Below are 12,131 nucleotides of genomic sequence, written 5' to 3' on the forward strand. Positions count from 1 at the left end.
ACCAGGCCCGACTGCAGGCCCGCTTCGGCCGTGCCTGGCGCCGCAAGGCCCCGGTCGAGGCGCTGATGCCGCTGCGGCTCGCGAAGTACGGCGTTCCGCTGGCGGAGACGGCCCCCGCGGGGCTGGCCGCCGCCGGCATCGAGCCCGCACTGCTGCCCCCGAACCCGGCGCCTGCGGCAGCGCTCTCCCCCACGGAGCGGTCCGCGGCGCAGCTGCCGCCGACGCCGGGGCCCCAGCAGGAGTGGCCCCAGGCCCACCCCGACGAGCAGCAGCTGCTGCCGCAGGACGGCCACGCCGGTAACCACGAAAGCCCGTGGTTCGCGGCGCCCCAGGTCCCGCAGGAGGCGTACGAGAGCGCGTACAACCCGACGTACGTCGAGGGGCTGGAGCCGACCCCGGTCGCCGTGCCGGCCGGCCCGGACGCCATGCCTGTCGGCCCCGGACCCGGTCCTGGCGCCATCCCGGGCCCGCGCGCCGAGCAGCAGCCGGCGTACGAGCAGGCGCCGGAGCCCGAGCCGCAGCCGGAGCCCGCGCAGGAGCCCGGTGCGGACACCATCGACGACATCCAGTTCGCGGAGCTGGCGTACCCGGTCTTCAAGGAGTACGTGGACCTGCACGGCATGTTCCCGAGCAACGACCAGCTCGACATAACCCTGGCCGACGCCCACGGCATCAAGCACACGCGCAGCGCCAGCCTGCTGCGCCGGCTCACGCCGCAGTTCCAGAACCGCTACCAGTCCGAGCTCGAGGCGGAGCACATCGCCTGAGCCGGGCTCCGGCCGGCCTTCACCCCGGCCGCAGGCCGACCCTCACCCCGTGCGCCCTGCGGGCAGGCTCCGAAGCATGCCTGGTACCGCCCGGTCGGCCCGGGCGTCCGTCCCCGGTCCCGGACGGTCTCCCTTGTACAGAAGGGAGACCGTTGTGCAGAAGGGAGACCGTCCGGCGACTGCGTGGATCCGTCAGACCGCGATCAGCTTGCGCACCCGGTCCGCACCCACCGCGAGCAGCAGCGTCGGCAGCCGCGGCCCCGTCTCGCGGCTGACCAGCAGGCGGTACAGCAGCGCGAAGAAGGAGCGCTGGGCGACCTTCAGCTCCGGGGTGGGCTTGGCGTCCGGCTCCAGGCCCGCCATCACCTTCGGCACGCCGTAGACGAGCGTGGTGAGCCCGTCCAGCGACCAGTGCGAGTCCAGGCCCTCCAGCAGCAACCGCAGCGACTCGCGCCCCTGGTCGTCGAGCGAGCCGAGCAGCTCCGCGTCGGGCTCGGAGCGCACGACCGTCCGCGCATCGGCCGGGACCTGGGTGGTGATCCAGTTCTCCGCGCGGTCGAGGCGCGGACGCGCCTCGTCCAGCGAGGTCAGCGGGTTCGCCGGGTCCAGCTCGCTCAGGATCCGCAGGGTCTGCTCGTCGTGCCCGGCCGTGATGTCGACGACCGAAGCGAGCGTGCGGTACGGCAGCGGCCGCGGCGTACGCGGCAGCTCTTCGGCGGCAGTGCGCACCGCGCGCGAGTGGGCGGCGGCGTCGGCCGGCAGCACGGAGCCGTCCTCGACCTTGGACTCCAGCTTGTCCCACTCGTCGTAGAGCCGCTGGATCTCCTGGTCGAAGGCGATCTTGAAGGACTGGTTGGGCTTGCGGCGCGCGTACAGCCAGCGCAGCAGCGGCGCTTCCATGATCTTCAGCGCATCCGCGGGCGTCGGCACGCCACCGCGCGACGACGACATCTTCGCCATGCCGGAGATTCCGACGAAGGCGTACATCGGGCCGATCGGCTGCACCCCGTCGAAGATCTCGCGGACGATCTGCCCGCCGACGACGAACGACGAACCGGGCGACGAGTGGTCGACACCGCTCGGCTCGAAGATCACGCCCTCGTACGCCCAGCGCATCGGCCAGTCGACCTTCCAGACCAGCTTGCCGCGGTTGAACTCGCTCAGCCGGACCGTCTCGGAGAAGCCGCAGGCGGTGCAGGAGTACGTCAGCTCGGTCGTCGAGTCGATGTACTCGGTGACCGTCGTCAGGTCCTTCTCGCAGTTGCCGCAGTACGGCTTGTACGGGAAGTAGCCCGCGGAGCCGCCGCTGCCGTCGTCCTCGCTCGCCGCGCCGGAGCCCTCGGCGGCCTCCAGCTCGGCCTCGTCGACCGGCTTCTGCTGCTGCTTCTTCGCCTGGACCTTGGCCTTCGTCCGGTACTGGTCGAGGATTCCGTCGATCTCGGCGCGGTGCTTCATCGCGTGCAGGATCTGCTCGCGGTACACACCCGACGTGTACTGCTCGGTCTGGCTGATCGGGTCGTACTCGACACCCAGCTCGGCGAGGGACTCGACCATGGCGGCCTTGAAGTGCTCCGCCCAGTTCGGGTACTCCGAGCCCGCGGGCGCCGGCACCGAGGTCAGCGGCTTGCCGATGTGCTCGGCCCAGGAGTCGTCGACGCCCGGGACCCCGGCCGGCACCTTGCGGAAGCGGTCGTAGTCGTCCCAGGAGATCAGGTGCCGGACCTCGTGCCCGCGCCGCCGGATCTCGTCCGCGACCAGGTGCGGGGTCATGACCTCGCGCAGATTGCCCAGGTGGACGGGCCCGGACGGGGACAGGCCAGAGGCAACCACGACCGGTTTCCCGGGCGCACGCCGTTCCGAATCGGCGATGACATCGTCCGCGAAACGGGAGACCCAGTCGGTCTCGGTGCTGCTCTGAGCCACGATCGGCACGTCCTTGAATGCTTGATTCTGTCGAAACTGGCGTTTGCCATTCTCCCAGACGGAACAGCGGGCCCTGTGGTTGTCCACAGGCGCGCGGTTCGTCGGAGAGTCCGGCGGGAGAAACAGGTTGCTCCCCCATGGGACACTTGACTACCGAATTGGCACCACTGATGACCCACTGACGCCTCACTCACAGGAACGGAAGCTCATGGCCTCGGTCCCTTCCCTCGCTTCGACCGTGCAGCAGCGCCTCGCGGACGCCCTCTCGGCAGCCCTGCCGGAGGCCGGCTCCGCCGACCCGCTGCTGCGACGTAGCGACCGGGCCGACTTCCAGGCCAACGGCATCCTGGCGCTCGCCAAGCAGCTCAAGGGCAACCCGCGCGAGCTGGCGACCAAGGTCGTCGAGGCGATCCCCGCCAACGACCTGCTCAAGGACATCGAGGTCTCCGGCCCCGGCTTCCTCAACATCACGATCACCGACGAGGCGATCGTGAAGACCCTCGCCGCCCGCGCCGCGGACGACCGCCTCGGCGTTCCGTACGCGGAGAAGCCCGGCACGACCGTGGTCGACTACGCCCAGCCGAACGTGGCGAAGGAGATGCACGTCGGCCATCTGCGCTCCGCCGTGATCGGCTCGGCCATGGTCGAGATCCTGGAGTTCACCGGCGAGAAGGTGATCCGGCGCCACCACATCGGCGACTGGGGCACCCAGTTCGGCATGCTCATCCAGTACCTGATCGAGCACCCCCACGAGCTGGACCACAAGGCTTCCGAGGACGCCGCCGTCTCCGGCGAGGAAGCCGCGTCCAACCTGAACCGGCTCTACAAAGCCTCGCGCGCCCTCTTCGACTCCGACGAGGAGTTCAAGGACCGGGCCCGGCGCCGGGTGGTCGACCTCCAGGCGGGCGACGAGCACACCCTCGCCATGTGGCAGCGGTTCGTGGACGAGTCGAAGATCTACTTCTACTCGGTCTTCAACAAGCTGGACATGGAGATCAACGACCCGGACATCGTCGGCGAGTCCGGCTACAACGACATGCTCGAAGAGACCTGCCGCCTCCTGGAGGAGTCGGGCGTCGCGGTCCGCTCCAACGGTGCGCTCTGCGTCTTCTTCGACGACGTCAAGGGCCCCGACGGCAACCCGGTCCCGCTGATCGTCCAGAAGTCCGACGGCGGCTTCGGCTACGCGGCGACGGACCTCTCCGCGATCCGCGACCGCGTCCAGAACCTCGGCGCGACCGCGCTGCTGTACGTGGTGGACGTCCGCCAGTCGCTCCACTTCAAGATGGTCTTCGAGACCGCCCGCCGCATCGGCTGGCTGAACGACGACGTCACGGCCGTCCAGCTCGCCTTCGGCACGGTCCTGGGCAAGGACGGCAAGCCGTTCAAGACCCGTGAGGGCGAGACGGTGCGGCTGGTCGATCTGCTGGACGAGGCGGTCGAGCGGGCGACGACGGTCGTGCGCGAGAAGGCCGCGAAGGTCGGCCTGACCGAGCAGGAGATCGTCGAGAACGGCGCGTACGTGGGCATCGGCGCGGTGAAGTACGCCGACCTGTCCACGTCCGCGGTGCGCGACTACAAGTTCGACCTGGACCAGATGGTGTCGCTCAACGGCGACACGTCCGTCTACCTCCAGTACGCGTACGCCCGTATCAAGTCCATCCTCCGCAAGGCGGGCGACGCCCGGCCGGCCGCCCATCCGGAGCTCACCCTGGCCCCGGCCGAGCGCCAGCTGGGTCTGCACCTGGACCGGTTCGCCGAGATCCTGTCCGAGGTCGCCTCGTCGTACGAGCCGCACAGGCTGGCCGCGTACCTCTACCAGCTGGCCTCGCACCTCACGACGTTCTACGACCAGTGCCAGGTGATCAGCGAGGACAACACGGTGGAGGTCTTCGAGAACCGCCTCTTCCTCGTCGACCTGACGGCCCGCACCCTCCAGCAGGGCATGGCGCTGCTGGGCATCCGGACCCCCGAGCGCCTCTGATCACACGTACGCCGCCACGGCCCCCGCTCCCCTGCCCGGGTGCGGGGGCCCTGGCGTACGCAGGCAACTCACTTCAACGGATTCACTTCAGCGGATGTGAGGGCGTGCCCCTGACGTCGTCGATCTCCACATGGGCCTTCTGCAGCAACTGCTGAGCGACGTCCATGAGCGCCCGGGCGCCCGCGATCTCCTCGCCCACCCGCAGCTGCGAGGCATCGGACGGGTGGCGGTTGGCCGCTCCGTGTCCGCGGATCTCCGTGCCGTCAGCGAGTCTCAGCAGAGCGGCCGCCCTCGTGTGGTCGCCGTCCTCACGGAACTCCGTCTCGATGTGCCATCCGACAAGCGTCTGCATGGCCGATCACCTCCAGCGGTACCTCTTCCAGGGTGCGCCCCTCGCGTGCTGATCGCCAGGTCACTTACCCATGGGTGAGTACCTCACCAAATAGTCGGTACTTGTACAGGTTTCAGCACCGGGCAAGGATCGGGTCATGCCAGAAACCACCACCCGCGTATCCGTCCTCGGCCTCGGCATGATGGGCTCCGCCCTCGCCGCCGCACTCCTCAAGGCCGGCCACCCCGTCACCGTCTGGAACAGGTCCCCCGCCAAGACCGGCCCCCTCGTCGCCCAGGGAGCCCTTCCGGCCGGCACGCCTGGCGACGCAGTCACGGCGAGCCCCCTCGTCATCGTCTGCCTCCTCACCAATGACACCGTCCAGGAGGTCTTCGACACCCTCGGCGACACCGTGACCGGCAAGACCCTGGTCAACCTGACCAATGGCACCCCGGCCCAGGCCCGGGAGCTCGCGGCCTGGGCTGCCGAGCACGGCGCCCAGTACGTCGACGGCGGCATCATGGCGGTCCCGCAGATGATCGCGGGCCCGCATGCGTACGTCTTCTACAGCGGTGACGAGCAGGCCTACGAGACCCACCGGTCCACCCTCGCGGCCTTCGGCGGCACGAACTGGACCGGCACCGACCCGGGGCGGGCAGCCCTGCACGACCTCGCGCTGCTCACCGGCATGTACGGCATGCTCCTCGGAGTCCTCCAGGCCTTCGCCCTGGTCCGTACGGAGAACATCTCCGCGGAGGAGTTCTCGGAGCTCCTCGTGCCCTGGATCACCGCGATGCTGGGCAGCGCCCCGCAGATGGGCAGGGCACTCGACGCCGGACAGCACCTCACCGACGTGTCCAGTCTCGCGGTCAACCAGGCGGCGTTCCCCAACTTCCTGGCCACGTTCCGCGAGCAGGGCGTGAGCCCCGAACTCTTCGAGCCCTTCCAGGCGATCCTGGACCGCGCGGTCGAACAGGGGCACGCCGCCGACGGCCTCTCCCGCCTCGCCGACCTCCTCACGGTCTCGCGCTGACCCCGAACTCGCACCACACGACCTTCCCGGGCTCCCGCTCCCCGACGCCCCACTTGTCCGCGACAGCGGCCACCAGCAGGAGCCCGCGCCCCGATTCCCCGTCCGGCTCCCGCACATCCGGGTGTCCGTCCCCGCTGTCATGCACCTCCACGCGCAGGGTGCCCTCGTACCGCCACAGCCGCAGCAGGTACCCGCGCCCGGGCGGGACCCCGTGCAACAGCGCGTTGGTCGCCAGCTCGCTCACACACAGCAGTACGTCGTCCCTGACCCCCGCCAGGCCCCACGCTTCCAGGACCTCTCGCGTGAACTCCCTGGCAGCGGGCACGGAACGCCGCTCCCGGCGGTAGAACCGCTCGCACACACAGGGGAGTTGAATCATCTCGTTCATGAGACGAGCGTCACGGTCCGTGACTAGCGTGATGCAGTGCGCGCACCCGTACGAAATTTCTGTACGGGTTGTCCGCGCATGACTTTCGTACGGCCACGGGGAGTTGGTACGGCATGCACCCCAGGAAACGGCGTAGGAAGAACGCGTCGGCGTTGAAGCTCGTGGGCGCGCTGGTGGCCCTGTTCCGCGAGGCGGCCTGCCTCACCCAGCGCGAACTTGCGGAACGGGCCTGCCTGCACGAGGAGACGATCGCCTCGATCGAGCAGGGGAGGCGGCCGCTGAAACCGGATCTGGCAAGGCTGCTGGACGGGATTCTGGAGACGAAGAGGGCGCTGGAGACGGCGGTGGGGAACATGCCGGAGGTGGACCTGATTCCGGCGTGGGCGGAGCAGTACATGGACTTGGAGCGCGAGGCGATCGCGCTGTCATGGTTCGAGAACCAGGTGTTGCCTGGCCTGCTCCAGACGGAGAACTACGCCCGCGCGGTCTTCCAAAGCAAGGTCCCCGTCCTGAGCGAGGACGAGATCAGCGCCCAGGTGGCAAGGCGCCTGGAGCGCCAGGAGATCCTCCACCGCAAGGTCCCACCGACCACGAGCTTCGTCATCTCCGAAGCGATCGCGAGGGACCGCCTCGGCGGCGCCGAGGTGTACGTCGAGGCCCTCCGCCACCTCCGCGTATGCGCCAGCCTCCCGGGCATCACGCTCCAGATCATGCCGCTCGGCCGCGAAACCCATGCAGCGCTCGACGGCCCCTTCATCCTCTTGGAGACACCGGACCACCAGCACCTCGCCTACACCGAGACACAGCGCGGCAGCCAGCTCATCACGGACCCCGACGAGGTCAGCATCCTGGCGCAGAAGTATGCGATGCTGCGAACACAGGCCCTCAACCCCGAGGAGACAAAAGGCCTGTTGGACCGGCTGCTAGGAGAGCAATGAGCACCGCACTTGAGTGGTTCAAGTCCAGCTACAGCGGCAGCGAGGGCGGGGCCTGCCTCGAAGTCGCCTACGCCTGGCGCAAGTCCAGCTACAGCGGCGACGAGGGCGGCGCCTGCGTCGAAGTGGCCACCCACCCCACCGCCGTCCACGTCCGCGACTCCAAGACCCCCGACGGCCCGATGCTCACCCTCGCCCCCGCCACCTGGTCGTCCTTCGCCGCCTTCGCGGCCGCTCACTCGGGCTGACCATCACTGGGCGATCCACTCGCCCTTTTCCGGCCAGTAGTGGTGCAGCTTGCCCTCGTCGAAGGCACTCGTGCGGAAGGGCTTTCCGCCGTCGTCGACCCGCACCGTCCCTTTCCGGTCGCCGCTGCTCCATGCCAGCTCCAGGTACCACGTGACCTCGTGCCCTTCGGTGTGGACGTCGAGGTTCAGCACCTGCGGATCGCGGGTGGAGACCTTGTACGGGAAGTCCTTGGCCGGCACCACGGTGTCACCGTCCTGCCCCGCCACGGGCTTGGCCAGCGGCCGGGCGTTGTCCAGGTCGATGTCGAAGGTCTGCGGGGTGACGCCGCTGCCGCAGCCGTCACCCATGGAATAGGCCTGCCAGGCCAGGGGGGTCTTTCGGCCCACCACGCGTACGTGCAGGTCGGTGATGAGCACCGCCTCGTCCGTGTTGCCCGTCACGGACAGCTGCAGCGCCATGTCGCCGGCGCTGACACCTCCCAGGGCGCGCGCCCAGTTCCGGGTGTCCTGGGGAGGGGGCGGCGGCGGGACCTGGCCCGGCTGCTGGTCCAGCATGTACTCCTCGCCGCACGGCTCTTCCCAGTTGTACGAGCTGATGCCCACGCTGGGCGCCGCCCCACCGCTCTGCCCGGCGGGCGCCTCCGACTTCTTCGTGGCGGCCGGGTCCGACGGGGAGGTGCTCGCCTTCTTCCCGCCGGGCGAGGCGCTGCCGCTCGGTGAGGCGGAGGCGGAGACGGACGCGGAAGGGGACGGGGACACGGCGGTCCCGGTCGGGGCGCCGGCCTCCGCTCCTGCGCGGGGCTGCTCCGTACCGGCGCCCTCGTCCCCGAACTGGCTCACGGCGACGGCGGCCGGGACGGCGACGGCGACAATCGCGGCGGTGGCGACGGCGATACGAAGTCGGCGCTTGCGTGACGCGGGCTTCGTCCCCACGACCACCGGCTCGGGGGCCACGTCCTCGGGCTCCCGCTCAGGCTCGGGCGCTCCAGCTGCCGGAGCCGGGTCAGCCGCCACGCCGGGCTCGACCTCACCCGACGGCTCACCCGATGGCGCACCCGATGGCGCACCGGACGGCTCACCCGAAGGCTCGCCGGGCGACTCGGCCGCACCGACCCGGCCACGCCTGCGGGCGTCGTCGGCCAGGATCCACTGCCGGTGCAGCTCCACGAGCTCGTCCGGGGTCGCCCCGCACAGCCGCGCGAGCCGCTCCACGGGGGCGTACTCCGTGGGTACGGCGTCGCCGTTGCAGTAACGGTGCAGCGTGGACGTACTCATGTGCAGCTGTCTGGCGAGAGCCCCGTAGCTGCGTCCGGAGCGTTCCTTCAGCGCGCTCAGCAGCCCCGCGAAGCCGCCCGTCCCCGCTGCCATTTCGGCCCTCCCCCTCGTTCCACCGTCCCGGGAACGCATTCCAGGCTCATGGGGTTTCCCCAGGTCAGATCCCATTTCGGCGTTCCAGCTTCCCCCATTGTCCCTGGTCGGTTGTCCCACGATCCGCTGCCCCCGCAAGGTGTGTTCAGCACCACCCGGACTGGGAGCTCCGATGCCGACCCGCTTCAACTTCAGCTTGAGCGATGCCCTCGCGGTCATCGTTCTGATCGTCTGCACCGCAGTCGTGATCTCGCTGATCAACCGTCACTGAATCCACCACAACGGGGAGTCGATCCACCATGCGCACCATCCGTACCCGCGCCACCATCGCCGCGACCGCCGCGCTCCTTGCGGGCCTGTCCCTGACCGCCTGCCAGAGCGACGACAAGGCCAAGGCGGCGGACCAGGCCGGCGGCGGCAACGCGAGCGCCACCGCCCCCAAGGCCCCTGAGGCCACCCCGCCCTCGGGCACGGGCGGCGGTACCGCGCCCGCAACCCCGGCCGACGGCAACGGCAAGGGCTCCGGCAAGGGCACCAGCGGCGGCGGCAACGCGAGCAACGGCTCCAGCAACGGCAGCACGAGCGGCGGCAACACGAGCACCGGCGGCAGCAGCGGCAGCGGCACCTCCCCCGTCACCTGCACCGGCGAGAACAGCAAGGTCGTCGTCAGCAAGGTCACGCGCCCCATCAACCATCTGCTGCTCACCGTCACCAACACGGGCTCCCGCCCCTGCGACGCCTACCACGCGCCCCTTCTCCGCTTCGACGAGGAGCAGTCCGCCACCCAGATCGTCGATGACAGTCGGCCGCAGGCCGTCGTCACCCTCGCCCCCGGCCAGTCCGCCTACGCCTCGATCATTCTCAGCGGCGAGCGCGCCCCCGCCGAGAGCCACGGCTATGCCCCGAAGCAGCTCGGTGTGAATTTCGCCCCGCGCAACAACTCCGGTTCGACCGGCGCCCCCGTCAACCTGAAGCTCCCCGCGGGCACGTTCAAGACCGACGACGCCGCCGTCACGTACTGGCTGAGCGACATGTCGGACGCGCTCACCTACTGATCGCCCACGCGAAGACCGGTGTGGAGGCCGCCCGTTCCGGACGGGCGGCCTCCGTTGTCAGTGGCGGCCTCTACATTCGGTCCATGGCGATGCTTCCCAATCCCCTGCCGACCCTGGCCACCGACCCCGCAGGCCGCTCACTGGGTCTCGACCTGCCCTCCGGCCGACTGATCGACACGACCATCGACGGCCCGTGGCACGAGCCCCTGCTCTGGTACGCCGACGAGCCCGCCCGCCCCGGCGACTGGTCCGCTCTGCTGCCCGCCCGCAGGGCCGCCGGGCTCCACCCCGTGCTCATCGGCTCGGGCAGCAGCCATGAAAGGCAGCCCGAGGACTGGGAGTTGGCTCCGGCGATGATGTCGTACGCCGGCGATCACGACGCCGAGGAGGTCCTGGAGGCCTTCTGGGAGGAGTACGCGGAGGACGAGCTCGGCGCCCCCGAGGACTACCCCGGCCGGGACGCCGTCGTCGCCCTCTTCGGCGAACCCCCGGCTTTCGACGAGAAGGTCGCGCCGTTCGGTGCCGAGTGGCCCGGCCTCGCCCCGGCCGCCGCGTCGGGCATCGACCCGGACGTGACGGCGGCCGAGGTGGCCGAAGCGCTGATCGGTGAGGACTCCTGGCTGGAGCGGTGCAGGCTCGCCCTCGTCCCGGCCCGCCGCAGCGCCGACATACCGGCGGCGCTGGGCTGGACCGGGCCGCTCAACTACGAGAACGACGTGGCGCGCCTCTGCTCCGTCCTGCGCTCGTGGGAGGACCGCTTCGGCATACGCGTCGTGGCGCTCACCTTCGACCAGCTGGTGGTCTCCGTGGCGGCCCCGCCGACGACGCCGGCCGAGGCGCGGGCCGTCGCCGCGGAGCACTTCGCGTTCTGCCCGGACAACATCACCCAGGGCCACTTCAGCGCCCTGGACGAGTACGCGGCCAAGGCGGTGCTGGACCAGAGCGTGTGGTCGTTCTGGTGGGACTGAGCGGGCTTACGCGCGGCCGAGCTTCTGCGCGACCTCCGTCGCCCAGTACGTCAGGATCATCTGCGCGCCCGCGCGCCTGATCCCGGTCAGGGTCTCCAGGATCGCCCTGTCCCGGTCGATCCAGCCCTTCTCGGCCGCAGCCTCGACCATCGCGTACTCGCCACTGATCTGGTACGCGGCCACGGGCACGTCCACGGACTCCGCGACCTTCGCCAGCACATCGAGGTACGGACCGGCGGGCTTGACCATGACCATGTCGGCGCCCTCCGCCAGGTCGAGCGCGAGCTCCCGCATGGACTCCCGAAGGTTCGCGGGGTCCTGCTGGTACGTCTTGCGGTCGCCGGTCAACGACGAGGCGACGGCTTCCCGGAAGGGCCCGTAGAAGGCGGACGAGTACTTCGCGGTGTAGGCGAGGATCGACACGTCCTCCTTGCCGATGGTGTCCAGCGCGTCCCGGACGACCCCGACCTGGCCGTCCATCATGCCGCTGGGGCCGACCACATGGACGCCAGCGTCGGCCTGGACCTGCGCCATCTCGGCGTACCGCTCCAGCGTGGCGTCGTTGTCGACGCGCCCGGCCTCGTCCAGCACCCCGCAGTGCCCGTGATCGGTGTACTCGTCCAGACAGAGATCGGACATGATCACGAGCTCATCGCCCACCTCGGCCTTCACCGCGCGGATGGCGACCTGCAGAATCCCGTCCGGATCGGTCCCCGCCGTCCCGGCCGCGTCCTTCTTCGCGTCCTCCGGCACCCCGAAGAGCATGATCCCGGAAACTCCGGCGGACACCGCCTCCACGGCGGCCTTCCGCAGCGTGTCCAGGGAGTGCTGCACGACCCCCGGCATCGCCGCGATCGGCACGGGCTCGCTCACGCCTTCCCGTACGAACGCCGGGAGAATCAGATCAGCCGCATTCAGCCGCGTCTCGGCGACCATGCGCCGCATCGCGGGAGTGGTCCGCAGCCGCCGCGGCCGCGACCCGGGAAAGGATCCGTACACAGTCATGCCCACCACGCTACGCCCGTCCGAAGCACGCACTTACCGACAGGTTGTGGGCAGTCGTTCTTCAGGCAGGCGTTTCGCAGGGGGTCGTTTCGCAGGGCGGACCGGGTCGGCGCAACGCCACGGTGC

At 70.0% G+C, this 12,131-nt stretch carries 11 protein-coding genes and 1 pseudogene; 7 read left to right on the forward strand and 5 right to left on the reverse strand.

From position 1 onward, the window contains the following. Positions 1 to 767 (forward strand): annotated as a pseudogene (locus tag ACWGI8_RS27995) (DUF2637 domain-containing protein); the annotation flags it as partial. A 192-nt stretch (positions 768 to 959) separates the two neighbouring features. Here ACWGI8_RS27995 and lysS read toward each other — a convergent pair. Beyond that, positions 960 to 2,699, reverse strand: a complete 1,740-nt coding sequence (lysS, locus tag ACWGI8_RS28000) for a lysine--tRNA ligase (protein WP_453665002.1) — start codon at positions 2,697 to 2,699, stop codon at positions 960 to 962. A 199-nt stretch (positions 2,700 to 2,898) separates the two neighbouring features. Here lysS and argS point away from each other — a divergent pair, with 199 nt between their 5' ends. Beyond that, entirely contained in the window at positions 2,899 to 4,674 is a 1,776-nt protein-coding gene (argS, locus tag ACWGI8_RS28005) for an arginine--tRNA ligase (RefSeq protein ID WP_453665004.1), read from the forward strand. 82 nt (positions 4,675 to 4,756) lie between these two features. Here argS and ACWGI8_RS28010 read toward each other — a convergent pair whose 3' ends face one another. Continuing rightward, entirely contained in the window at positions 4,757 to 5,026 is a 270-nt protein-coding gene (locus ACWGI8_RS28010) for a DUF1876 domain-containing protein (RefSeq protein WP_453665005.1), read from the reverse strand. 136 nt (positions 5,027 to 5,162) lie between these two features. On the opposite strand from ACWGI8_RS28010, the gene ACWGI8_RS28015 reads away from it, so the two are divergent. After that, entirely contained in the window at positions 5,163 to 6,038 is an 876-nt protein-coding gene (locus tag ACWGI8_RS28015; RefSeq protein ID WP_453665007.1) for an NAD(P)-dependent oxidoreductase, read from the forward strand. Here ACWGI8_RS28015 and ACWGI8_RS28020 read toward each other — a convergent pair. Then, positions 6,022 to 6,426, reverse strand: coding sequence for an ATP-binding protein (locus ACWGI8_RS28020; RefSeq protein WP_453665008.1), 405 nt, complete (start codon positions 6,424 to 6,426; stop codon positions 6,022 to 6,024). The two genes, ACWGI8_RS28015 and ACWGI8_RS28020, sit on opposite strands and share 17 nt — an antisense overlap. Positions 6,427 to 6,539: 113 nt before the next feature. Between ACWGI8_RS28020 and ACWGI8_RS28025 the strand changes: the two genes are divergently transcribed. Then, on the forward strand, positions 6,540 to 7,364 hold the full coding sequence (locus ACWGI8_RS28025; protein ID WP_453665010.1) for a helix-turn-helix domain-containing protein: 825 nt from the start codon (positions 6,540 to 6,542) through the stop codon (positions 7,362 to 7,364). Further along, complete coding sequence (locus ACWGI8_RS28030; RefSeq protein ID WP_453665012.1) at positions 7,361 to 7,609, forward strand: DUF397 domain-containing protein; 249 nt, start codon at positions 7,361 to 7,363, stop codon at positions 7,607 to 7,609. The genes ACWGI8_RS28025 and ACWGI8_RS28030 overlap by 4 nt, the downstream gene beginning before the upstream one ends. Positions 7,610 to 7,612: 3 nt before the next feature. On the opposite strand, the gene ACWGI8_RS28035 is transcribed toward ACWGI8_RS28030, so the two are convergent. Next, positions 7,613 to 8,977, reverse strand: coding sequence for a helix-turn-helix domain-containing protein (locus ACWGI8_RS28035; protein ID WP_453665014.1), 1,365 nt, complete (start codon positions 8,975 to 8,977; stop codon positions 7,613 to 7,615). A gap of 299 nt (positions 8,978 to 9,276) precedes the next feature. Between ACWGI8_RS28035 and ACWGI8_RS28040 the strand changes: the two genes are divergently transcribed. Both ACWGI8_RS28040 and ACWGI8_RS28045 read left to right on the forward strand, forming a co-directional pair. Then, positions 9,277 to 10,032 carry a DUF4232 domain-containing protein gene (locus ACWGI8_RS28040; protein WP_453665016.1) on the forward strand — a complete coding sequence of 252 codons (756 nt, stop codon included), beginning with the start codon at positions 9,277 to 9,279 and terminating at the stop codon, positions 10,030 to 10,032. Between the two features lie 83 nt (positions 10,033 to 10,115). Then, positions 10,116 to 11,000, forward strand: coding sequence for a DUF4253 domain-containing protein (locus ACWGI8_RS28045; RefSeq protein WP_453665018.1), 885 nt, complete (start codon positions 10,116 to 10,118; stop codon positions 10,998 to 11,000). A 6-nt stretch (positions 11,001 to 11,006) separates the two neighbouring features. Here the strand turns inward: ACWGI8_RS28045 and hemB are convergent, their stop codons facing one another. After that, a complete protein-coding gene (hemB, locus tag ACWGI8_RS28050; RefSeq protein ID WP_453665020.1) occupies positions 11,007 to 12,005 on the reverse strand; it encodes a porphobilinogen synthase in 999 nt (332 codons plus the stop codon). Between the last annotated feature and the right edge of the window lie 126 nt (positions 12,006 to 12,131).

The organism is Streptomyces sp. NPDC054841, assembly GCF_053611045.1.

Bases quoted from the DNA above. Each gene is read 5' to 3' on its own strand.
- argS (WP_453665004.1), top strand. From the start codon at position 2,899: ATGGCCTCGGTCCCTTCCCTCGCTTCGACCGTGCAGCAGCGCCTCGCG.
- ACWGI8_RS28010 (WP_453665005.1), bottom strand. From the start codon at position 5,026: ATGCAGACGCTTGTCGGATGGCACATCGAGACGGAGTTCCGTGAGGAC.
- ACWGI8_RS28015 (WP_453665007.1), top strand. From the start codon at position 5,163: ATGCCAGAAACCACCACCCGCGTATCCGTCCTCGGCCTCGGCATGATG.
- ACWGI8_RS28020 (WP_453665008.1), bottom strand. From the start codon at position 6,426: ATGAACGAGATGATTCAACTCCCCTGTGTGTGCGAGCGGTTCTACCGC.
- ACWGI8_RS28025 (WP_453665010.1), top strand. From the start codon at position 6,540: ATGCACCCCAGGAAACGGCGTAGGAAGAACGCGTCGGCGTTGAAGCTC.
- ACWGI8_RS28030 (WP_453665012.1), top strand. From the start codon at position 7,361: ATGAGCACCGCACTTGAGTGGTTCAAGTCCAGCTACAGCGGCAGCGAG.
- ACWGI8_RS28035 (WP_453665014.1), bottom strand. From the start codon at position 8,977: ATGGCAGCGGGGACGGGCGGCTTCGCGGGGCTGCTGAGCGCGCTGAAG.
- ACWGI8_RS28040 (WP_453665016.1), top strand. From the start codon at position 9,277: ATGCGCACCATCCGTACCCGCGCCACCATCGCCGCGACCGCCGCGCTC.
- ACWGI8_RS28045 (WP_453665018.1), top strand. From the start codon at position 10,116: ATGGCGATGCTTCCCAATCCCCTGCCGACCCTGGCCACCGACCCCGCA.
- hemB (WP_453665020.1), bottom strand. From the start codon at position 12,005: ATGACTGTGTACGGATCCTTTCCCGGGTCGCGGCCGCGGCGGCTGCGG.